Annotated in this window: 23 protein-coding genes and 1 tRNA gene; 12 read left to right on the top strand and 12 right to left on the bottom strand. The window is 69.5% G+C overall.

Features of this window, described 5'->3' with window-relative positions; all coding sequences use genetic code 11:
• Positions 1-167 precede the first annotated feature (167 nt).
• Complete coding sequence (locus tag AC1XX3_RS16500) at positions 168-551, bottom strand: VOC family protein (RefSeq protein WP_483322264.1); 384 nt, start codon at positions 549-551, stop codon at positions 168-170.
• The gene (locus tag AC1XX3_RS16495) at positions 548-1480 is read right to left on the bottom strand and encodes a DUF817 domain-containing protein (protein ID WP_483322263.1); all 933 of its coding nucleotides are present in this window, start codon (positions 1478-1480) and stop codon (positions 548-550) included. Before AC1XX3_RS16495 ends, AC1XX3_RS16500 begins: the two co-directional genes overlap by 4 nt.
• Before the next feature lie 61 nt (positions 1481-1541).
• Between AC1XX3_RS16495 and AC1XX3_RS16490 the strand changes: the two genes are divergently transcribed.
• Positions 1542-2165 (top strand): hypothetical protein, encoded by a 624-nt coding sequence (locus AC1XX3_RS16490; RefSeq protein WP_483322262.1) that lies wholly within the window; start codon positions 1542-1544, stop codon positions 2163-2165.
• A gap of 18 nt (positions 2166-2183) precedes the next feature.
• Here the strand turns inward: AC1XX3_RS16490 and AC1XX3_RS16485 are convergent, their stop codons facing one another.
• From AC1XX3_RS16485 to AC1XX3_RS16465, 5 genes are all read right to left on the bottom strand, one after another.
• Positions 2184-3080: an aminoglycoside phosphotransferase family protein gene (locus AC1XX3_RS16485; RefSeq protein ID WP_483322261.1), complete on the bottom strand. Its 897-nt coding sequence runs from the start codon at positions 3078-3080 to the stop codon at positions 2184-2186.
• Positions 3081-3199: 119 nt separating this feature from the next.
• Positions 3200-4156, bottom strand: a complete 957-nt coding sequence (locus AC1XX3_RS16480) for a phosphotransferase (protein ID WP_483322260.1) — start codon at positions 4154-4156, stop codon at positions 3200-3202.
• Positions 4157-4282: 126 nt separating this feature from the next.
• Positions 4283-4849 carry a GNAT family N-acetyltransferase gene (locus AC1XX3_RS16475; RefSeq protein ID WP_483322259.1) on the bottom strand — a complete coding sequence of 189 codons (567 nt, stop codon included), beginning with the start codon at positions 4847-4849 and terminating at the stop codon, positions 4283-4285.
• On the bottom strand, positions 4846-5679 hold the full coding sequence (locus AC1XX3_RS16470; protein WP_483322258.1) for a putative protein N(5)-glutamine methyltransferase: 834 nt from the start codon (positions 5677-5679) through the stop codon (positions 4846-4848). Before AC1XX3_RS16470 ends, AC1XX3_RS16475 begins: the two co-directional genes overlap by 4 nt.
• Positions 5663-6022, bottom strand: a complete 360-nt coding sequence (locus AC1XX3_RS16465) for an ArsR/SmtB family transcription factor (protein WP_483322257.1) — start codon at positions 6020-6022, stop codon at positions 5663-5665. Before AC1XX3_RS16465 ends, AC1XX3_RS16470 begins: the two co-directional genes overlap by 17 nt.
• Before the next feature lie 89 nt (positions 6023-6111).
• Between AC1XX3_RS16465 and arsB the strand changes: the two genes are divergently transcribed.
• Positions 6112-7266 (top strand): ACR3 family arsenite efflux transporter, encoded by a 1155-nt coding sequence (gene arsB / locus AC1XX3_RS16460; RefSeq protein WP_483322256.1) that lies wholly within the window; start codon positions 6112-6114, stop codon positions 7264-7266.
• A complete protein-coding gene (locus AC1XX3_RS16455; RefSeq protein ID WP_483322255.1) occupies positions 7263-7694 on the top strand; it encodes an arsenate reductase ArsC in 432 nt (143 codons plus the stop codon). The genes arsB and AC1XX3_RS16455 overlap by 4 nt, the downstream gene beginning before the upstream one ends.
• An 86-nt stretch (positions 7695-7780) precedes the next feature.
• Here AC1XX3_RS16455 and AC1XX3_RS16450 read toward each other — a convergent pair whose 3' ends face one another.
• Entirely contained in the window at positions 7781-10156 is a 2376-nt protein-coding gene (locus tag AC1XX3_RS16450) for a glycoside hydrolase family 95 protein (protein ID WP_483322254.1), read from the bottom strand.
• 264 nt (positions 10157-10420) lie between these two features.
• On the opposite strand from AC1XX3_RS16450, the gene AC1XX3_RS16445 reads away from it, so the two are divergent.
• From AC1XX3_RS16445 to AC1XX3_RS16435, 3 genes are all read left to right on the top strand, one after another.
• Complete coding sequence (locus AC1XX3_RS16445) at positions 10421-10672, top strand: hypothetical protein (protein ID WP_483322253.1); 252 nt, start codon at positions 10421-10423, stop codon at positions 10670-10672.
• A 28-nt stretch (positions 10673-10700) separates the two neighbouring features.
• Positions 10701-11426 carry a hypothetical protein gene (locus AC1XX3_RS16440; protein ID WP_483322252.1) on the top strand — a complete coding sequence of 242 codons (726 nt, stop codon included), beginning with the start codon at positions 10701-10703 and terminating at the stop codon, positions 11424-11426.
• Positions 11427-11545: 119 nt separating this feature from the next.
• On the top strand, positions 11546-12400 hold the full coding sequence (locus AC1XX3_RS16435) for an alpha/beta fold hydrolase (RefSeq protein ID WP_483322251.1): 855 nt from the start codon (positions 11546-11548) through the stop codon (positions 12398-12400).
• Between the two features lie 358 nt (positions 12401-12758).
• Here AC1XX3_RS16435 and AC1XX3_RS16430 read toward each other — a convergent pair whose 3' ends face one another.
• The 3 genes from AC1XX3_RS16430 to AC1XX3_RS16420 form a co-directional block, all read right to left on the bottom strand.
• Entirely contained in the window at positions 12759-13085 is a 327-nt protein-coding gene (locus tag AC1XX3_RS16430) for a transcriptional regulator (RefSeq protein ID WP_483322250.1), read from the bottom strand.
• Complete coding sequence (locus tag AC1XX3_RS16425; protein WP_483322249.1) at positions 13082-13582, bottom strand: hypothetical protein; 501 nt, start codon at positions 13580-13582, stop codon at positions 13082-13084. The genes AC1XX3_RS16430 and AC1XX3_RS16425 overlap by 4 nt, the downstream gene beginning before the upstream one ends.
• Before the next feature lie 468 nt (positions 13583-14050).
• Positions 14051-14500, bottom strand: coding sequence for a helix-turn-helix domain-containing protein (locus AC1XX3_RS16420; RefSeq protein ID WP_483322248.1), 450 nt, complete (start codon positions 14498-14500; stop codon positions 14051-14053).
• Between the two features lie 42 nt (positions 14501-14542).
• On the opposite strand from AC1XX3_RS16420, the gene AC1XX3_RS16415 reads away from it, so the two are divergent.
• The 3 genes from AC1XX3_RS16415 to AC1XX3_RS16405 are packed head-to-tail and all read left to right on the top strand — an operon-like array spanning position 14543 to position 16496.
• The gene (locus AC1XX3_RS16415) at positions 14543-14830 is read left to right on the top strand and encodes an AbrB/MazE/SpoVT family DNA-binding domain-containing protein (RefSeq protein WP_483322247.1); all 288 of its coding nucleotides are present in this window, start codon (positions 14543-14545) and stop codon (positions 14828-14830) included.
• On the top strand, positions 14827-15750 hold the full coding sequence (locus AC1XX3_RS16410; RefSeq protein WP_483322246.1) for an ABC transporter ATP-binding protein: 924 nt from the start codon (positions 14827-14829) through the stop codon (positions 15748-15750). Before AC1XX3_RS16415 ends, AC1XX3_RS16410 begins: the two co-directional genes overlap by 4 nt.
• The gene (locus AC1XX3_RS16405) at positions 15747-16496 is read left to right on the top strand and encodes an ABC transporter permease (protein WP_483322245.1); all 750 of its coding nucleotides are present in this window, start codon (positions 15747-15749) and stop codon (positions 16494-16496) included. Before AC1XX3_RS16410 ends, AC1XX3_RS16405 begins: the two co-directional genes overlap by 4 nt.
• A 603-nt stretch (positions 16497-17099) precedes the next feature.
• Here AC1XX3_RS16405 and AC1XX3_RS16400 read toward each other — a convergent pair.
• Positions 17100-17182 (bottom strand) — tRNA-Leu (locus tag AC1XX3_RS16400).
• A 130-nt stretch (positions 17183-17312) separates the two neighbouring features.
• On the opposite strand from AC1XX3_RS16400, the gene AC1XX3_RS16395 reads away from it, so the two are divergent.
• The 3 genes from AC1XX3_RS16395 to AC1XX3_RS16385 are packed head-to-tail and all read left to right on the top strand — an operon-like array spanning position 17313 to position 19953.
• On the top strand, positions 17313-18032 hold the full coding sequence (locus AC1XX3_RS16395) for an FhaA domain-containing protein (RefSeq protein ID WP_483322244.1): 720 nt from the start codon (positions 17313-17315) through the stop codon (positions 18030-18032).
• A gap of 9 nt (positions 18033-18041) precedes the next feature.
• The gene (locus AC1XX3_RS16390; protein WP_483322243.1) at positions 18042-18521 is read left to right on the top strand and encodes an FHA domain-containing protein FhaB/FipA; all 480 of its coding nucleotides are present in this window, start codon (positions 18042-18044) and stop codon (positions 18519-18521) included.
• Between the two features lie 7 nt (positions 18522-18528).
• Positions 18529-19953, top strand: a complete 1425-nt coding sequence (locus tag AC1XX3_RS16385) for a PP2C family protein-serine/threonine phosphatase (protein WP_483322242.1) — start codon at positions 18529-18531, stop codon at positions 19951-19953.
• Position 19954 lies beyond the last annotated feature (1 nt).

Here is a 19954-nt window from a genome sequence, read left to right as displayed (position 1 = left end):
GTACGCTCCTGGACATCGTTGGTCTGGGTATCGGCCACAGCCTAGGACCGGGCCTCGCTGCGGCGGCCACGGGTGGCACGCCGACTGATGGGCGCGTTCATCGATCAAGCGAATCGACGAAGGCCATCCCGGGAGGTGCGCGGCGTCGTCATCCGGCGACCGTACCGTCAGCCGTGCGGCGCGGGCGGCGATGACGTGCACAGGCCCAGCGGCAGACCGGTGGGGTCGCGGAGCTCTGCCCACCAGCCCATGTCGCCACCGATCTCGCTGCGCGGCCTCACCACGGTGCCACCGGCTCGCTCGATCGCGGCCAAGGTGGCCTCGAGGTCCGCCACGTTGACGTACAGCCGGATGCTGTTGGCCGCGAGGTCATCGGTGACCAGGGACAGGCCGCCGATCAACTCGCCGGCGTAGTTGATCCCGGCGTACTCCTCGTCGTCGCCGAAGCTGGAGTAGGTCCAGCCGAAGACCTCCGCGTAGAAGGTCTTGGCCCGAGACAGGTCAGTGGTGGGCAGCTCCCACCAGGTCACGGTGTTCATCGGTTCGCTCATCGGGTGGCCCTCTCCTCGTCGCGGACGGACTGCTGGTCGACGGAACCATCTTGGTGCTCGGGAGGCACCGGTGGATAGACCCAGGCGACAAGAACCACCGAGATGATCATGAGCAGATACCAGGAGACCAGCTTGCTGATCGAGACCAGCTGCCAACCGTCGAGCTGGTCCGGGTAGAGCCAGGCGTTGGACCAGGTGGCCACGTTCTCGGCCACCCAGATGAACAGCGCGACCAGGGCGAACGCGACCAGCAGGGGCATCCGAAGCCGGTGGGCGAAGACCCGGAAGTGCATCACCGTACGCCCGAACACCACGGCGACAGCGACCAAGATCACCCAGCGCAGGTCGACGATGTAGTGGTGGGTGAAGAAGTTGGCGTAGATCGCGGCCGCCACCAGCGCGGGAAGCCAGCGGCGGGGATAGCGGTCGAAGCGGAGGTCGAACAGCCGATAGACCCGGACCATGTATGACCCGACGGCGGCGTACATGAAGCCGGAGAACAGCGGAACGGCGCCGAGGTGCAGCACCCCACCGCCGGCGTAGCTCCACGACCCGACACTGGTCTTGAACAGTTCCATCCCCGTGCCCACCAGATGGAACAGCACGATCACCCGCAGCTCGCGTAGCGTCTCCAGCCGGAATCCCACCATCAGCAGCTGGATGACCACGGCGGCCAGGGTGAGGAAGTCGTTGCGCGCCAGCGCAGCATCGTCGGGATAGAACAGCCGGGTGAGCAGCAGCACCGCCAGCATGGCGGCGCCGAAGACGCAGGCCCACGCCTGCTTCGCCCCGAAGACCGCGAACTCGATCAGTCCGGCCCAGGCCCGGCTCCGCGGCGCCCGAGCGATCAGCCGATGCGCGGCGGCGTCGATCCGCTGCTCGAGCGGGGTCAGTGACCGCGTCTGCTCGAATCGCTTCCGGGTCCCCATCGGCACACCCTAACCGCGCGGCTGCGGATTCACGGACCTCGTCGGCCGTAGGCTGCCGGCAATGTCTGCCCGCAAACGAAAGTCGTCGAGACCCCCGGGATCCGGCGCCCGGCTGGCACTGGCGCTCCTCGGTCTCCCGTTCGCGGTCTTCTTCACCGCCCTGCCGCTCGCCTCGCTGGGGACAGGCACCATCCTCGCGTGGCAGAGCGTGCGGGGAACCACCGTCACCGGGGTGGTGGTGGAGAGCGCGACCCATCGGGTGACTAGCCGCGACGGTGTCGACGAAGTCACCTGCTACGGCCAGTTCCGGTCTGACGACGGCAGCCTCGCCCGCGCCCGAGTGCGCATCTTCCTCGACGGCGCCTGCTCCGATGCCGCTGGACGGCCGGCGGTCCTGGCGCCGGGAGTGGGTCGGGTCGTTACCGACCGGATCATCGACCCCGACACCGCCCGGACGGGCGACGCCATGCCGTTCAATGGCTTCTTCGGCACAACCGACGCGGCCATTGTGGACGCGGGTGCTGCCTGGCGCAGCCTGTGGGCGCTGCTCTTCCTGGTGCCGGTCGCGGCGGTCCTCGACGTCGCGATTGGGTGGACGCTGCGCAACCAGCTGGCCCGATACCGTTCCGCCAGTCGCCGGCAGCGGCGGTCCTCGTTCGAGCGCCGACGACGGCACGGCGTTTGACCTTTCGGCACGCCCAGCTCAGCGGCCGTCGATCAGCACCTCAGCCAGGGCTCGGGTGGCCTGGGAGATCATGCCGGGATTCGTGTTCCAGTAGTACGGCAGCGCGGACACCGCCTGATAGAGCGCCCAGCCGCGGCCGCGCAGCCAGGTGGCATCGTTGACGCCAAGCTCGGCCCGGAAGCGGTCGCGACTGGATCCGGTGACCACGTTCCAGGCCGGCTGGAGATCGCAGGCCGGGTCGCCGACGGTCAAGGACCCGAAGTCGATCACGGCCGAGAGCCGCCCGCCGGCCACCAGCAGGTTGCCGGGCAGCAGGTCGCCGTGCAGCCACACGTCGGCGCCGACGTGGCGGTCGGCCTCGAGCGACTCCTGCCAGGAACGCAGCGCGGCGGCTGCGTCGATGCGGTCAGCCAGCTCGGCGATGCTGCGCCGTACCTGCTCGTCGCGCTCGACCAGCGGGGCGCCTCGACCACCGTACGGGCGTGCCGGTGCACCGGTGGTGTCGATCTGCTGCAGCGCCGTGATGAACCCGGCGAGGTCGACCGCAGCCTGGTCGAGATCAGTCAGTGTGCCGTTGGCGTTGGCTCCGGGCAGCCAGGTGGACACCGACCAGGTGAACGGATAGCCGGCATCAGGTCGGCCCAGACCCAGCGTGGTTGGCACCGCGAGCGGGAGGTGCGGGGCCAGCCGCGGCAGCCAGAGCGCCTCCTTCGCGGCCTGTCCGTCGGCCCAGGCGATCCGTGGCAGCCGTACTGACAGCTCATCGCCCAAGCGATAGATGTCGTGGTCGGTCCCGTAGGAGTCGACCGGCTGGATCACCAGATCCGCCCACTGCGGGAACTGCGACCTCAGCAGACGGCGGACCAGAGCAGCGTCGGTCAGCACCTCGTCAGCGTGCATCCGGATACGGCTCACGCCTGGCATCGTGCGGCACGGACGACGAGACGGCAACCGTAATTGTCGGGCGGTGTCGACGTCGCCGAGAGCTGCCGATCACCGAAGACCCTCGGGCAGCGCCCGCCAGGGCTGGGCCCTCAACCCAGCTCATCGGCGAGCCGGAGCAGCCAGTACGACACCGTGTCACCGAAGCCGGTGCGGGCGGCCTGGTCCGGCGTCCCAAGGGCGCGGGCCCAGCCGGCGGCGCGACCGAGGGCGGCGGCGTGGTAGGCCAGATCGCTCTGCCGCTTCAGCTCGGCCCGGGACACCCCGCCGACCAGCCACGGCTCGAGATAGGCGTCCGCGACCCGGGCGACGGCGACGGCGTCCGCCCGACGCTGACGGACCAGGCCGTCGAGGGTGACCCGCAACGTGGTGAACGGGTGCGCCACGACGGCGTCGCCCCAGTCGATGATCACCGCGGCGCCGGGGTCGTCGATCGACCCGGTCGGACAGAAGACGTTGGCGTCGTGAAGGTCGTCGTGCTGCAGGGCGGCCGGCGGACCGCCCGCCAGCTCGTCGGTGAGCACCGCCAGCCGCTCCCGACAGCCGGCCACCCGAAGCGCCGCCTGCGAGTCGAGGTCCGGGGCGCAGGACGGTTCGAACCAGCCCGGCTCACCGAGCAGGCTGTCGAAGACCTCGAGCAGCCGCGCCGGGGAGAGATCGGGTACCCCGCAGTCGACCAGGTCAGTTCCCGCCACCTGCTGCTGCAGCACGGCGTAGCGCGGCAGCAGCCGCTGCCAAAATCGGACCAGGTCGGAGGTGGACGCACCACGTCGATCCAGCAGCTCGCGTGCGCAGCTGCCGGCATCGGCGACCAGCGCCCATGGCTGCGTGGGATGGGACCGCGACTCGACCAGCAGCGTGGACCCACGCGCAGCCAGCTGCGCGAGCAGCCGGGGCTCGTGCTGGGTCTGGCCGTAGTTGATCTTGAACCACCACCGTCCATCGGTGGCGTCCACCGACCACACCGAGGCCCAGGGGCGGTGGCGCAGCAGGGTGACCGCGCGGACCTCCAGCTGCTCCTCGACCCAGCTCAGCGCTGCTGGCTCCATTCGACCATCCTCACCCTCGGCTGCACCGACGACAGGAAAGCACCACAGTGCGGCGCTGTCACCTCCGTGGCCCGCCACCTCGTCGGGCTCCGGGCGCCGTCTCGTCGGGTCGCCGTCGGTCAGTCCTTACGCCAGCGCGTCGGCACCGACACCGCCGGCGGGCACCTCGAAGATGATCTCCAGACCGTCCTCGTCATCCCACTGCTCCCCCACCTCGACGAACCCGTACTGCTGGGCGAGCGCCTGCGAGGCTTCGTTGTCCGGGGCGATGGTGACGCGGACCAGCCCCACCGCGGGCTCCCGCCGGGCCCGTTCCAGCAGTGCCTCGAGCGCCGCCCGGGCGTATCCTCGCCGGCGGAAGGGCTCGTCGACGGCGTAGCCGATCTCGACCCTGCCGTCGGCGTCGGGAGGGCCGTGGAACCCCGCCCGACCCACCACGCTGTTGTTCGTGGCGTCGACCACGGCCCGGGTGATCCACCCCGCGTCGGCCGGGTTGCGTCGCAGCTGCGCGCTGCGCAGTCGCCACACGCTGCCCGACTGGGGATCCACGAAGAAGGCCGACAGCTCGATCGGTGAGGTGGCGTTGGCACGCCCCAGGTCGCCGGCGGCCAGCGCGTGGATGGTCTCGGCCGGCAGCTCGATCAGCTCCACGGCAGGGACGCCCTGAGGCCGGCTCGGACCAGAGCAGCTCACCGAGCCATCCTCGCGGACGATCTCCCTCGACCCACCTGTTCGGTGCGGGCCACGATGGCCGTCCCCGCCAGCTCGTCGGACCGCATCACCTCGGCCTCCAGCCCGGCGGCGGACATCAGAGCGAGAGCCACCGGGGCTTGCTGCTCACTGATCTCGATCAACAGCCGACCCCCCGGGGCCAGCCACGCGGTCGCCTCCGCCACGACCCGGCGGTGCAGGTCGAGCCCGTCGGGGCCACCGTCGAGTGCCACCATCGGTTCGTACAACCGCGCCTCGGGCGGCATCAACGCGATAGCGTCCGTGGGGACGTACGGCGCGTTGACGACCAGCAGGTCCACCCGGCCCCGGAGCGTGGCCGGCAGCGCTGCGAACAGATCCCCCTGGTACACCTCCCCAGTCGGCACGTTGCGCCGGGCGCAGCGCACCGCCGCCGGGTCGATATCGGCGGCGACCACCGTCAGGCCGGGCACGGCGGCGAGCAGCGCGGCGGCGACGGCCCCGGAGCCACAGCACAGGTCGACCACCACGGCACCCGACGCCACCCGGGCGCTGCCCAGCGCGACCAGCAGCTCGGTCCGCCGCCGCGGGACGAACACCCGAGGCTCCATCGCGATCCGTAGGCCGGCGAACTCGGCCCAGCCCAGGACCTGTTCGAGTGGCACCCCGGCCACCCGCTGCGCCACCATCGTCGCCAGATCCCGGCCCTCGGCGGCCGCCTCGACCAGCAGGTCCGCCTCGTCCTCGGCGAAGACGCAGCCCGCCGCGCGCAGGGTCTCGACCAGCTCGGCCGGGCGCTGGCCCTCCACGCCGGTGCTAACGAGACACCTCATCGAGGCCCGCCAGCAGCACTCCGACGTCGCTCAGCGCCCCCGGCACGAGGGAGTAGTAGACCCAGGTGGCGCGCTTCTCCCGGCGAAGCACGCCGGCGTCGACGAGGATCTTGAGGTGGTGGGAGATGGTGGGTTGGCTCAACCCGAGCGGCTCCGTCAGGTCACACACGCAGGCCTCCCGGTCACGGTGCGACGCGACCATGGCGACGAGCCGCAGCCGGGTCGGATCGCCGAGCGCCTTGAAAAGTCCCGCGTGCCGCGCGGCGTCGTCGGCGGGCATCGCGGCCAAGGCCACGGGCCGGCAGTCGTCGAGCAGCGGCAGGGGCGCGCGAGCCTGGGTCATGTCCCCATTATGTGCCTTCATTGACAGATGTCGATGGACTTCCTACGGTTGATCCATCGACGACCGTCGATGATCGACGAGAGGCCTCCGTGAGCCACCCCACGTCCCCGCAACCGCTCGACGCTCCCACCGCACGGCTGTCGACGCTCGACCGGTTCCTGCCGGTCTGGATCCTGGCCGCGATGGCACTCGGCCTGCTGCTCGGTCGGCTCGTGCCCGGCATCGCCGGCGCTCTGGACGCGGTCGCCATCGGGTCGGTGTCGCTGCCCATCGCGATCGGGCTGTTGATCATGATGTATCCCGTCCTGGCCAAGGTCCGCTACACCGAGACCCGCGGCGTGGTGTCCGACACCCGGCTGATGGTCACCTCGTTGGTGATCAACTGGGTGTTGGCACCGGCGTTCATGTTCGCGCTGGCCTGGCTGTTCCTGGCCGACCTGCCCGAATACCGCACCGGCTTGATCATCGTCGGTCTCGCGCGCTGCATCGCGATGGTGCTGATCTGGAACGACCTGGCCTGCGGGGACCGCGAGGCCGCGGCGGTGCTGGTCGCAGTCAACTCGGTCTTCCAGGTCGTCGCCTTCGGCGCCCTGGGCTGGTTCTATCTCCAGGCGCTGCCGTCCTGGCTCGGCCTGCCGACCACCTCCGCAGAGTTCTCGGTGTGGGCGATCACGGGCAGCGTGCTGGTCTTCCTCGGCGTGCCGCTGGTGGCCGGGTTCCTCACCCGCACGATCGGCGAGCGGGCCAAAGGCCGCACCTGGTACGAGGAGACGCTGCTGCCCCGGATCGGTCCATGGGCGCTCTACGGGCTGCTGTTCACCATCGCGGTGCTGTTCGCCCTGCAGGGCGACGCGCTCGTCTCCGAGCCCGGCGACGTGGTCCGGATCGCTCTCCCGCTGCTGATCTACTTCGCGGTGGTCTTCACCGCCAGTTTGCTGATCGGACGCGCACTGGGGATGGGCTATCCGCGGGCCACCACGTTGGCCTTCACCGCGGCCGGCAACAACTTCGAGCTCGCCATCGCGGTGTCGATCGCCACCTTCGGCGTGACCTCGGGTCAGGCCCTGGCCGGCGTGGTCGGCCCGTTGATCGAGGTGCCGGCTCTGGTCGGGCTGGTCTATCTGTCGCTGTGGGCGCGTCGCCATCTCTTCCCGGCCGATCGAGGAGCCGACTCCTCACCCCCAGCCGCCGGCACGTCGGCACCGGCCGAGCCGGCCCCCGCATCCACCGAGGGGTCCCGATGACCGCGACCGACGAACCTTCTCGGCCGAGCGTGCTGTTCGTGTGCGTCCACAACGCGGGCCGGTCCCAGATGGCCGCCGCCTTCTTGACCCACCTGTCAGCGGGTCGGGTCGAGGTTCGTTCCGCCGGCTCGCAGCCGGCCGACCGGGTCAATCCGGCCGCCGTCGCTGCGATGGCCGAAGTCGGTATCGACATTGCGACCCAGACCCCGAAGGTGCTCACCGGCGACGCTGTGCGCAGCTCCGATGTGGTCATCACCATGGGCTGCGGCGACAGCTGCCCGTTCTATCCCGGCAAGCGCTACGAGGACTGGGTGCTGGACGACCCCGCCGGCCAGGGCGTCGAAGCCGTCCGCCCGATCCGCGACGAGATCCTTCGTCGGGTCGAGCAGCTGCTCGACGAGCTGGTGCCCACCCCACCGGCGCCCTGACCGTACGCCAGTCCTCGGTCCCGGTCCGGCCAATCGCAGTCGAGGGTCGATCTCAGTCGGGGGCCGGTCTCAGTCGAGGGCCGGTCTCAGTCGAGGGGCACCGCCGTCGCCGTACCGGCCGGCAAGGCGAGCCGCCAGCTGCGCTCGCCGTGGCGTACCTGCACCTCCTGCGCAACCGGGGATAGCAGCTCGGCGGCGACCAGGTCGCCGTCGCGCCAGGCCATCGACACCTGTACGCCATGGCGGGCCCGCAGCCCCGAGACGCGCCCGGTCGCCAGTTCGGCGGGCAGCGCCGGAAGCAGGTGGATGGTGTCGGTGTGGCTCTGCAGCAGCGACTCGACCAGTCCGGCGACATAACCGAAGTTGCCGTCGATCTGATACGGCGGATGGGCGGCGAAGAAGTTCGGATACAGCCCACCCGACTGGCCGCCGCGGTCGGTGGTCATGTCCCGGAAGACCAGCCGCAGCAGGTCTGACACCTTGTGTGCCTGCAGCAGGCGGGCCCGCAACGCGAGCTTCCACGACAGCGACCACCCGGTCGACTCGTCACCGCGCCCGTCCAGGCTGGTCGAGGCCCCGGCAGCGAGCTCGGGCGTCAGCGGCTCGATCCCCGGATAGACGAAGTACAGGTGCGACACATGGCGGTGCCGCGGCTCCGACTGGGGGTGGTCGGCCAGCCACTCGCGGATCATTCCGCCCTCTCCCACGGCCGGGCCTGGAATGCGAGGCAGCGCCGCGGCCGCTGCCTGCACCACCGGGTCGTCGGACCTGTCCAGCCGCGCCGCGACGGTGATCAGATTGCGGAAGGTCTCCCGCAGCAGCGTCAGGTCCATGGTGGAGGAGATGCCGATGTCATAGGCCTCGTCGTCGACTAGGAAAGAGTTCTCCGGTGAGGTGGACGGCAGCGTGCCGAGTGTCCCGTCCGGCCGCTCGACCAACCAGTCCAACCCGAACTCCACGGCACCACGCATCGCCGGCCAGGCACGGTCGCGCAGGAACGCCTCGGCTGCCGGGTCGCCGGGCGCGGCGAACTCGAGGTGGTCCCAGAGGTGCTGCACCAGCCAGAGCGCCGACATCGGCCACAGCGACCATTTCGGCAGCGCCCGTCCATGCCCGACCGGGTGGCTGTAGCCCCACAGGTCGGCGTTGTGGTGACCGACCCAGCCGCGGTTGCCGTACAGCTCGCGCGCGGTCCGGGTGCCCGTCTGTTGCATCAGCTCGACGAGGCCGAACAGCGGTTCGGCACACTCGCTCAGCCCGACCGCCTCGGCGGCCCAGTAGTTCATCTGCAAGTTGATGTTGATTGTGTAGTTGGAGCTCCACGGCGCCGGAAGCTTGTCGTTCCAGATGCCCTGCAGGTTGGCCGGGGCGCCGCCGGGGCGGGAGGCGGAGATCAGCAGATAGCGGCCGTAGTTGAACAGCAGCTCGGCCAGCCGCGGGTCGGCGGCGAGAGCACCACCCGGATCCTGGTTGGCCCGTAGCAGCCGCTCGTCGCTGGACATCTCGGTCGACGCATCGGCGACGGTGCCCGTCGGCTCGATCTCCAGCCGCACCTGTTCGAACAGTGCGCCGTGGGTGCGTACCTGGGCGGTGACCAGCTCGGAGTAAGCCGACCGACCGGCACGGCGAAGCCGTTCCGTCACGGCGGCGAGCGCAGTCTCGGCGTCGCCCGATGGCGTACCGGGGAACGACTCCAGTGCGGTCTGGGTGCCCAACCGCAGGGTGACCGAGTGGGCGCCGCGGACCGCCAGCCCCGAATCGGTCTCCACCTCGGTGCCGTCGTGCTCCCACGCGACCGCCAGCGCGGCCTGCATGGCCAGCGTCGGGTCGTCGGAGTAGACCGTCTCGCCCGTGTCGTGGATCGGAAAGCAGTCAGCAGGGAGCTGGATCTTCAGCCCATACACTGCGTCGGTCACCGCGCTGCCGAGGGTCCGCAGCGGGGTCGACAGAGCAACCGACAGGTCCAGGCCGTCGGGCAGATCGGTGTCCATCCGGACCACCAACACGCCGGGCGAGGCGGAGATGAACGACGTCCAGCTCACCAGCGCCTCCCCGACGCGATACGACTCGACGTGCAGCCCGGTGGCCAGGTGCAGCTGGCGCGAGTAGCCCTCGGCTTCTCCGTGCGGGGCAACAGCGAGCTCGAGCTCGCCGAACGGCAGGTACGTCTGGCTGTGCCGGTGCTGCAGGCGCGGGGCCAGCGCGGTGGCGCCGGCGTAGTCCCCGGCCTCGAGGCACGCCCGCATCTGATCGAGCGCGGCGGCGAAGTCGGCCGAATCCGGGCTGTCCATCAGTTCGGACGCCGGCGAACCGGACCACGCCAGCCCGTCGTTGATCTGGAAGCGCTGGCCGGTCGTGCCGCCGAACACCATCGCGCCGAGGATCCCGTTGCCCAGGGGAAGGGCCTCCAACCACGTCGACGCGGGTTGGCGGTAGGTCAGCGTATCGTCAGTGATGGCCATGGGCCTCAGCCTCCCATGATCATGAGCAAACGATTGACCGACATCCCGGATCGTGAACGCCTAGGCTGCGCGGCAGCCCCGGCCAGCACCTGCTGGCTGCGGGAGTGCGGGTCGACGCGGTGGCCCGACTACCGCCTCGAAAGGAAGCGTCTCGGTGACTTCTGTGCCCGGGCCGGGGTCGACGCGGCAACTTTCTGGCACTCCGCGACGCCGGTCAGCTTCGGACCTAGCCTGAAGCCCATCGGACTCATCAGGACGGACGGCATGAGCGCAGAGGACTTGGTGCACACCCGGGCGCTGACCCGCAAAGCACTCCACGACTATCGAGACCCCGCCAGCCCGTTCGGCGCGGACGACCTGCTCGGCGTCACGGAGCGGCTGCTGCGTGCCACCGAGGAGTTTTCAGGTGAGTGTCAGCAAGACACCCCCTTTGCTCAGATGTTCCTCGTCTCCACCGGCGGCCACGCCTACTGGCGCTGCACCCACCGGCCGCCGCACGCGGACATTCCGGCGTGAGCACGCCGCAGACCGGCCGGCGTGACCGATGCTGTCGCCACTGCTGACTCCGCTGCGCACTGCGGGTTTCGCTGCCGGCGGAGCCCTGTTGGCCTGGCTCTGGTATGAGGTGTGGCGCCCGCTGCCGGTCATCCTCGTCGTGCTCATCTGGGCGGTGGTGCTCGCCATCCAGGCGGTCGCCACTCGCAAGGTGGCCACCCAACCACTGCAGGCGCTGCGGCTGATAGAGACCCGGATGTTCGGCATCGCCGTGGCGTCGGCAGCGGTCGCCGCCGCGGTGATCGTGATCGCGGTCGAACTGGCCGCGCCGAAGGACGCCGACGAAACCACCAAACAGCTCCTGAGCGCGGCTATCGCCGCCCTGTCGTCCTTCGTGGCCGGCCTCGCCATCTCCGCCGAGGATGCCGACCAAGCCGTCGGTGACTACGTACGCAAGGCCTTCCAGAGCACTTTCGTCAGCGACAACAGCAGCAAGGTGAAACCGGGTCAGGTCCGGCTGCCGGCCGGCTCGGATGCCCTCAAGGGCGTGCACACCCGCTACGAATACGGCTGGACGGACTGGTCGTCCGACATCCGGCGCCAGCGGGTGGAAGCGGTCGAGGAGCACCTGAACCCCCCCGGCACAGGCGCAGCCCTCGGCTCGCTGACCGGCCTCAGCCCTCCCCGCTCGTGCGAGCTCGTCGACTGTCGCAGCTGGCCGGCCACTGCCGGAGCCGTGTCGCCCAACGCACCCGCGCGTCGCTTCGGGGGGTGAGTGATGTCGCTTTCCGACGATGGTGCCGTGGACAGAGCGAACCCTACGGTCGGACCTGAGATTGCAGGGCATGGTCGCGAATCAGTGGCCGTGCCGACGAACGACGAGGGGGGATCGTGGTGTTTAGCGTGCAACTGAGCGCCGGTGAGATCGACTACACGGACACGGGCGGCGACGGGCCCGTGCTCGTGTTCCTGCACGGCGTCAACATGGACGCCTCGTTGTGGGACCCGGTGGTGGAGCCGCTCTCGGCCAGCTTCCGCTGCGTCGCGCCGACCCTGCCCTTGGGCAGTCACCGTCGGCCGATGGAACGACCCGAGCTCGTCACCCATCGAGGCGTCTCCTCGCTCGTGGGCGAGTTCCTGGACGCCCTCGATCTGCGAGACGCCACGCTCGTCCTCAACGACTGGGGTGGCGCCCAGTTCCTGCTCGCGGATGGACCGACCGACCGATTGGCGGCAGCGGTCCTGGTGGCCTGTGAGGCCTTTGAGAACTTCCCACCAGGTCGACCGGGGAAGATGGTCGCGCTCAGTGCCCGGCTGCCCTCGCTGTTGTGGCTCGTCATGCAGCTGCAGCGCTTCGCCTGGTTCCGACGGGCGCCCGGCGGGTGGGGATGGATGAGCAAGCGCCCGGTGGCCACGGAGGTGATGGATGCATGGTTCGAACCGGCGCAGCGAAACGCCGGCATTCGGCGCGACCTGCGAACCTTCGCGCTGTCCACACCCACCGAACAGGAGCTCTCGGAGCTTACGTCGCGGTTGGCGACCTTGCGCCAGCCGGTCCTGGTCGTCTGGGCAACAGAAGACAAGCTGATGCCGCGCGAACACGGCCCTCGGTTGGCATCGCTGTTCGCACGCGGACGCCTGGTCGAGATTCGGGATAGTTACACGCTGGTGCCGGTGGACCAACCCGATCGGCTCGCCGCCGAGCTCCGTGCCTTCGTCCTCAGCGACGTGGCCGAGGGCGCCCGGTGACGAGGACTGAGCACAGCAGTGCGCCCCCGCGACGGGGAGTCGACTCTGTGACACTCTGAGCGTGACCCGGGCTGTGAACGGATTCTCGTCCGGCCCGCCACCGACGACGACGCCATGGCCCTAGCTGAACTGAGAGAGCAGTGGCGGTTGGAATCACATCCGGTGCGCTCGGATCTGACCCGACCTTCACCGCGCGCTTCCTGGCGTGGCTCCGCTCCGAGCGGGCCGCCGGCTCACCGGCGTGGGTCGCCGAGGGGGTCCGGGCCATCGGAATGCTGCTGATGTTCGTGCACGAGCGGATGCCAGAGCCACACGTCCGACGACGAGTCTCGGCTGAGAGCCTGCCCGTGACCCGGCGCTATTCCTGTCGAGTCGCCCCCGACGCTTGCGTGGCCTGCGTTGCCATCTGGTGCAGCGCGGCAAGGTGGTTCTGGAAGGCTCGGCGCCCGGCTGGAGTCATCCGAACCCAGGTCCGCGCCCGGCCTTTCTGACCGGAGGGCTTGTCGAGCTGGACGTAACCGGCTTCGGTGAGCACCTTCAGATGCTTCGAGGCGACAGAGTCGGCGACGCCGAGGTGGTCGCGGACCACCCCGAACTCCAGGGTGTCGACCGAGGACAGCAGGGCGCAGATCTTGATCCGGTGCGGTGCGTGGATGACGTCGTCGAACCACGGCTCGACCCTCATCGGCCCGCCCGTGTCTGCCTCGGGGCGTCGACCCGGCCGGCACGGATGTCACGGAAGACCTGCCGGTCGTAGGCCCGCCCGAGGACCGTGTAGAGGACCGGCGCCAGGAGGGCGCCGACCAGGACCAGCCAGACGTGGCCCGTCGCCCGGCCGCCGAGAGCCAGGGCGAAGCAGAGGATCAGGGCCCCCACCAGTCCCGCAAGAATTGCTGCCCCCGTGCGGGTGGCCTGCTGGAGACCGAACCGCATTCCGCTCCGTCGGGTGTACGCGCCGATGACGACCCCCTCCACCGCCAGCAGCCCCACCAGGACGACGAATTGGACCGGGCCCGGCCAGTCGAGCCCGAGGGCGAGAACCACGAGTCCGATGCCGATCCCCAGCACCGGGTGGTACCAGCCCGGCGTGGCGCCGCGGCTGATGATCTCGTCCCGGGCCGTGTCGACGTCGCGCAGGGCGTCCTCGGGTCCGTACGGCGTGGGGTTGCTGACGTAGCTCATGGCGCCTCTCCTGCGGGGGGAAGTCACCGGCTGCGCTTCCCTATCCGTTATGGAAAGACTACTGCCTGATTTTCCATCATGGCAACACAAGAATCGGGTGAGTCCTGGACCGATCGCAGCGGCCAGCTCGGGCGAGGTGAGATCACCGCTGAGGAACCGGGTCGCGTTGGCGGAGACGAGGTCGCTGAGGGCACTGCCTTGTCGGCGCCCTGCCACTCAGGCAAGGGCGCCAGACACCAGCAGCCCAGATAGAAAGAGGGTCCGGGCTGCTGACGTGTTCACGTCAATAGCCCCGGACCCTGGTCGTGCGCGAGGGGGGATTTGAGGACGCAGACGGGAATCGCCTCCTGCGAGTCGACCCCAGCACCATCACCCTGTACACGACCAGCTCCTCGGCGATGTCGAGAATGACGTGCCACAGCTCCGCAACGGGTCCAGGCAGCACCGGCAGCTGAACGCGAGGCCGGGTCATGACCCAGACCTCTGCCGGAGCCCGGCCGACACCTCGACGAGCAGGGCGACCCCGGCAGCCCGCAGCCGGTGGTTGTCAGACTCGAGCAGGTCAGCGGCCAACACTGCAGGCCCAGGAGGCCGCCCGCCGAACGGGTCCAACGCTTCGGCGGTGGCCGACGAGCTGAACGCGGCGGACAGCTTCGCCTTGACCTGACTGCGCTCGGCGGCCGACAGCCAAGGCGCCTGCCGCCCATCAAGGAGGGCAAGCAGTCCCCAGGCGCGCGCGGGCGCCATCGGCCGGCCCGGCGGGGGACGATGCAGCCGGCGCCGCGCCAGGTCGTCGCCGTCGACCAGCCAGCGTCCGGAAAGGCGACGTCCCGAGAGCGTGCCACGCCGCCGCATCGCCCGCACGCGGGACTCGTCGACGCCCAGGCGCTGCGCAGCCTCTCCTACGCCGACCTCCACTGTCACTCCTCGTTGGTTATACTTGTGGGAAAAGTATTACTGGTGGGAGGCGACATGGACGTTGAGAATCTTCCCCCGGGGCCGCCGGGGAAGTTCGCCAGCACAGTCAAGGTGGGTGAGAAGGGGCAGATCGTCATCCCGAAGGGCGCGCGTGATCTGTTCGGCATCAAGCCGGGCGACACGCTGTTGCTGCTTGCCGATGCCGAGCAGGGCATGTCGATCGTGCGGCAGGACGTCTTCGACCGCTTCATCGCCCAGGTGATGCCTCCGCCTCCGGGGTCGCCGAGGGCCACCGGAGACGACGCCGGGCGAGGGGACGATCAGTCGTGAGCGTGGTGGTGTGTGAGGCAGTGGCGCGTCGGTTCGGAGACGTGGTGGCCCTCGATGACGTCTCCTTCCAGGTCAAGGAAGCGGAGATTTTCGGGCTCATCGGCCCTAACGGCGCCGGCAAGACCACGCTGCTGAACTGCATCGAGGGACTGGACAAGCCAACGTCGGGCAGCATCAGCGTGCTCGGTCTCCACCCGATCACCGATCAACACGAGCTCACGCTTCGCACCGGTGTACAACTGCAGAGCGCGGCGTTGCTGCCGCGTATCACCGTGGCAGAGGCGATGCGACTGTTCTCCGCGTTCTACGACGATCCAGCTCCGTGGGAGGAACTGCTGGGCACGCTGGGCATCGCAGGCAAGCAGAAGACCAGGGTCGATCGCCTCTCCGGTGGCGAGCGGCAGCGTGTCTTCATCGCTCTGGCCCTGTTGCACCGACCCGAGGTGGTGTTCCTCGATGAGCTGACCACCGCGCTGGATCCGCAGGCACGCCTGGCGATGTGGGACGTGGTGAAGGACATCCGAGACCGCGGCACGACCGTGGTGCTTACCACCCACTACATGGAGGAAGCCGAGCACCTGTGTGACCGGGTCGGGATCATCGACCACGGCCGACTGATCGCGCTGGACACCGTCCCCGCGCTCATCCGCGACCACGCCGGTGGGTCTTCCGCACGCCTGACCCTCAGCCAGCCGGCACCCGAGCCGCTCGACCTGGAAGAGATGGACACCGTGACCAGCGTGCACTCCGACGGGCTGCACCTGACCGTGCATGGCACCGGGGGCCTGCTCCAAGAAGTGCTCTCGGTGCTGACCGATCGCGGTCTGCGCGTCGCCGATGTGCGCACCACCTCACCTGGGCTGGAGGACGTGTTCTTGAACCTGACCGGCCGCGAGATGCGCATCAAGGAGCCCTCATGACCGGCTACCGACAGCTCACCGCCACCCTGTTCCGCTCCCTGGTACGCGAACCGGTCGGGTTCTTCTTCTCGTTCATCTTCGCGCCGCTCCTCGTGCTCATTCTGGGGCTGATCTTCGACCGCGGCCCCGACCCGGTCTTCGGCGGACGCAGCTTCATCGAGGCCACTCTCCCGGCCTTCCCCTCTTTGGTCCTGGCGATCACCGGCGTCCTGCTGGTTCCCGCGGGTCAACTCAACCTGCGCGAGAGCGGCGCGCTGCGCCGGCTGCGCCTCACCCCACTGCGCCCGTCGACGTTCGTCGCCGCGGACCTGACCGTGAACTTCGCGGTCGGCATGACGGGCATGATCGCCGCACTCGCCGTGGGATGGCTCGTCTTCGGTGTCACACCGTCGGGCAACCTTGTCGCCGTGCTGGCGGCCGCAGCCCTGGGGCTGGTGGCGTTCCTCGCGCTCGGCTACACCCTCGCCGGGATCTACCCGTCAGCGGGCGCAGCCACCGGCATCGGGAACGCCCTCATGCTGCTGCTCATGCTGTCCTCCGGCGCCTTCATCCCGCTCGCCACCATGCCCGAGGGCGTGCAGACAATCATGAACTTCTCCCCGGTCCGACACTTCGCCGACCTGATCCAAGGACTCTGGCAAGGCCAGGCGTGGTCCACCATGCTCCTGCCCACCGGAATCCTCATCGCCATGATCCTCGTCTTCGGCGCCCTCGCGTCATTGCTCTTCCGCTGGGAGCGCACATGAGAGCCGCACCGCGGAGGCGCGTGAACGGTGGTCAAGATGCCCGCGTCCCCTCGCCGTCTTGATGACCGCAGCCCACGCGCACGTCGCCGGGGCTGACATCGACGTCATGTCCGCCAGCTTCCTCCGGCTCAAGCTCCCCGACATCGCCGGTGCCACCGCGGCCCGCCCACTGATCGCCAAGGCCACCGAAGACCGAAAGGGCAGAACACACTGCCTACCTCGGTCAGGCGATGTAGCAGTCACTCGACCGTGAGTGGCGTAAGCCAAGGGTGGCGGCCCCCGTGGAGGTCGACCACGGCCCGCGCCACCTCCTCGCGGCTGGCCCGACCGTAGAGGTCGGAGGTGTCTCCCGGCTGGTGTCGGGCAAATTCCGCTGCAACCTGGTCGCTGGGCTTGGATGCTCCTCGCGCCGCTGCGAACGCCCAGAGTCGTTCAACGAACCACGCTGGCTGGGCCGCCGAGGCGACCCGTTCCTTCGTCTGGTCGAGGTTCCCGCAGGGCGACGGGCTGTCGGCGGGGTGCCGGGGCCAGACATGCGTCGAGGTCGGGCCTCCCTTTCGGGAAGCCCGACCTCGACTACCGGGGAGATCTCCCCGATGTGTGTGCGCGAGGGGGGATTTGAACCCCCACGTCCTTTCGGACACTGGCACCTGAAGCCAGCGCGTCTGCCGTTCCGCCACTCGCGCGAAGTCCGCACCTCATCGGTGTGAACCAGCCGGGAAACGGTAGCACGACTCACCCCTCAGGGTGGAATCAGCGCCCTTCGGGCCGCGGCAGATAGCATCTAGGCTGCATGCCGCGAGCGAGAGGAGGGACATGGGGATCTTCGGACGATTCGAGAAGAAGGTCGAAGGGGCCGTCAACGGCGTCTTCGCCCGCGCCTTCAAGGGCGACGTGCAACCGGTGGAGATCGCCGCGCGCCTCCAGCGTGAGCTCGACGCCGAGGCCAAGCTCATGTCCCGCGACAAGCGGCTGGTGCCCAACGAGTTCGCCGTCGGCCTCTCGCAGCACGACCACGACAAGCTGGCGCCGTACAGCAAGACCCTGAGCAGCGAGCTGGCCGGCGAGCTCAAGGCCCACGCCCAGTCCATGGGCTACGTCTTCAACGGCCCGATCATGATCCACCTGCTGCTGGACGAGTCGCTGCCCGTGGGGAGGTTCACCGTCGAGTCCGAGGCGGTGGCCGGGGTGGAGTCGAGCCGCCCGCGGACCGGACCCAGCCCGGCGGCGCTCAACCGCCACCAGCTGGTGCTTGAGGTGAACGGCATGCGGCACCCGCTGCAGCCGCCCGGCCTGGTCATCGGCCGGGGCACCGACGCCGACCTACGGATCAACGACCCGGGCATCTCTCGGCGTCACGCGCAGATCCGGGTTGCCGAGAACGGCCCCGAGACCACCATTGACATCGTGGACCTCGGCTCCACCAACGGGATCATCGTCAACGGCAGGCGCGTTCGGCACGCGGATCTGCACGAGGGCTCCAGGATCGAGATCGGCTCCACCCGGATGCTGGTGCACGCACCCGCCGGTCGCTGAGGTCCGTCGATGTCCGAGATCGCCCTCACCATCATCAAGGTGCTGTTCCTCGCCCTGCTGTGGCTCTTCATCCTCTCGGCTGTCTCGGTGATCCGCACCGATCTCTTCGGCAAGGCGGTCCCCGCGCCGGACCAGCCGCAGCCCCGCGAGCTGGAGTCGCCGCCCCCGCCGCAGCGCAAGGGACGCAAGCCCCGTGGCGAGCCCCGGGTGTTCTCCATCGTGCAGGGCAACCAGGCCGGCGAGTCGGCTGAGCTGGCTGCCGGCGTGGTGCTGATCGGCCGCGGCGCGGACTGCCAGCTGATCCTCGACGACGACTACGTCTCCACCCGCCACGCCCGCGTGGTCACCGGCGAGGACGGGTTCTACGTCGAGGACCTTGGATCCACCAACGGCACCTATGTCAACGGGCAGCGGATCACCGCACCGACCAGCATCACCCTCTCCGACACCGTACGGATCGGCAAGACCGTGTTGAAGCTGGAGACGTGACCACGACATGAGCCTCGCCCTCCGCTTCGTCACCCATTCTGAGATCGGCCTGGTGCGCAAGAACAACCAGGACTCCGGCTACGCCAGCCCTCACCTGCTGGTGGTGGCCGACGGCATGGGTGGCGCGGCCGCGGGCGACCTGGCTTCGGCGGTCGCCATCGACACCATCCGCCGCGTTGACGAACCGGTCGCCGGCGAGCGGATGCTCGAGGTTCTGGCCGGTGCGATCCACCGTGCCAACGACCGGCTTGCCGACCTGGTCGATGCCGACTACTCCCTGGACGGGATGGGCACCACAGTCACCGGCGCCATGTTCGACGGGGCCCAGCTCGGGCTGGCTCACATCGGCGACAGCCGGGCCTACCTGCTCCGCGACGGTCAGCTCGAACGCCTCACCCACGACCACAGCTGGGTGCAGTCACTGGTCGACGACGGCAAGATCAGCCCCGAGGAAGCGGCGATTCACCCGCACCGTTCGCTGCTGCTCAAGGTGCTGAACGGCCAGCCCGCCGCCGACCCTGATCTGACCATGGTGCCGCTGCAGGTCGGGGATCGGCTGCTGTTCTGCAGCGACGGACTGTGCGGCCTGGTGGACGACGAGGAGATCCTCGCCGGGATGCAGCTGGCGAGCATCGACGCGGCACTCGACCACCTCGTCGGCGAGGCGCTGGCCGAGGGTGGCATCGACAACATCACCGCGATTCTGGCCGATGTCGTGGAAGGGGACGGCAGCACCGGTGCGTACGTGCTCGGTGCGGCGGACGAGCGCGAGATCCCCGCCCCCGAAACCCTGGCGCGTCCAACGGGTGCAGGCGAGGACGAGGACGAGGACGAGGGCAGCGACGAGGCCGAGGTCACCGCCGCCGCTCCCCCGCACCCCGACGACGAGTCCCGCTACGCCCCGCAGGCCCCGCGCAAGCGGCGACTCGGCCGGACCCTGGTGAGCGTGCTCGTCCTGGTCCTGGTCCTGGGTGCATCCGTCGGCGCGGGCTACGCCTGGACCCGGACGCAGTACTACGTCGGCGTCGCTCAGGAGCAGGTCGCCATCTATCGCGGGCTGGCCGAGAACATCCCCGGCGTGCCGCTGTCGGAGGTCTATGAGGTGCAGCCCTTCGGGGTGGCGTCCCTGCCGCCGTACTACCAGGACCGGGTCCGCGCCACCATCGCCGTCGCCGACCTGGCCGCCGCGCGGGCGGCCGTCGCCGAGCTCGCCGAGGCCGTCGAGCGCTGCGAACAGCAGCAACCCAATCCCTCGGGCCCACCGGCCACACCCAGAACGCCGGCGGCTCCCCAGACGCCGGCGGCATCGACGAGAACGCCCGCGGCACCGCCCAGTTCGTCGGCGACACCCGGCAACCCACCGGCGCCCGCCACGCCAGGGGGTGGCACCAGTCCCGGCAGTGCCGGACCGACTCCCGGACAGAGCTGCTGAT

The organism is Microlunatus sp. M237 (assembly GCF_056896895.1).
This window is presented reverse-complemented; position numbering and strand designations above follow the sequence as displayed.

What these genes read in the sequence shown, in the direction of transcription:
- AC1XX3_RS16500 (WP_483322264.1), bottom strand. Translation starts at nt 551, where the DNA reads ATGAGCGAACCGATGAACACCGTGACCTGGTGGGAGCTGCCCACCACT.
- AC1XX3_RS16495 (WP_483322263.1), bottom strand. Translation starts at nt 1,480, where the DNA reads ATGGGGACCCGGAAGCGATTCGAGCAGACGCGGTCACTGACCCCGCTC.
- AC1XX3_RS16490 (WP_483322262.1), top strand. Translation starts at nt 1,542, where the DNA reads ATGTCTGCCCGCAAACGAAAGTCGTCGAGACCCCCGGGATCCGGCGCC.
- AC1XX3_RS16480 (WP_483322260.1), bottom strand. Translation starts at nt 4,156, where the DNA reads ATGGAGCCAGCAGCGCTGAGCTGGGTCGAGGAGCAGCTGGAGGTCCGC.
- AC1XX3_RS16470 (WP_483322258.1), bottom strand. Translation starts at nt 5,679, where the DNA reads ATGAGGTGTCTCGTTAGCACCGGCGTGGAGGGCCAGCGCCCGGCCGAG.
- AC1XX3_RS16465 (WP_483322257.1), bottom strand. Translation starts at nt 6,022, where the DNA reads ATGACCCAGGCTCGCGCGCCCCTGCCGCTGCTCGACGACTGCCGGCCC.
- AC1XX3_RS16455 (WP_483322255.1), top strand. Translation starts at nt 7,263, where the DNA reads ATGACCGCGACCGACGAACCTTCTCGGCCGAGCGTGCTGTTCGTGTGC.
- AC1XX3_RS16450 (WP_483322254.1), bottom strand. Translation starts at nt 10,156, where the DNA reads ATGGCCATCACTGACGATACGCTGACCTACCGCCAACCCGCGTCGACG.
- AC1XX3_RS16445 (WP_483322253.1), top strand. Translation starts at nt 10,421, where the DNA reads ATGAGCGCAGAGGACTTGGTGCACACCCGGGCGCTGACCCGCAAAGCA.
- AC1XX3_RS16440 (WP_483322252.1), top strand. Translation starts at nt 10,701, where the DNA reads ATGCTGTCGCCACTGCTGACTCCGCTGCGCACTGCGGGTTTCGCTGCC.
- AC1XX3_RS16430 (WP_483322250.1), bottom strand. Translation starts at nt 13,085, where the DNA reads ATGAGGGTCGAGCCGTGGTTCGACGACGTCATCCACGCACCGCACCGG.
- AC1XX3_RS16425 (WP_483322249.1), bottom strand. Translation starts at nt 13,582, where the DNA reads ATGAGCTACGTCAGCAACCCCACGCCGTACGGACCCGAGGACGCCCTG.
- AC1XX3_RS16405 (WP_483322245.1), top strand. Translation starts at nt 15,747, where the DNA reads ATGACCGGCTACCGACAGCTCACCGCCACCCTGTTCCGCTCCCTGGTA.
- AC1XX3_RS16395 (WP_483322244.1), top strand. Translation starts at nt 17,313, where the DNA reads ATGGGGATCTTCGGACGATTCGAGAAGAAGGTCGAAGGGGCCGTCAAC.
- AC1XX3_RS16390 (WP_483322243.1), top strand. Translation starts at nt 18,042, where the DNA reads ATGTCCGAGATCGCCCTCACCATCATCAAGGTGCTGTTCCTCGCCCTG.
- AC1XX3_RS16385 (WP_483322242.1), top strand. Translation starts at nt 18,529, where the DNA reads ATGAGCCTCGCCCTCCGCTTCGTCACCCATTCTGAGATCGGCCTGGTG.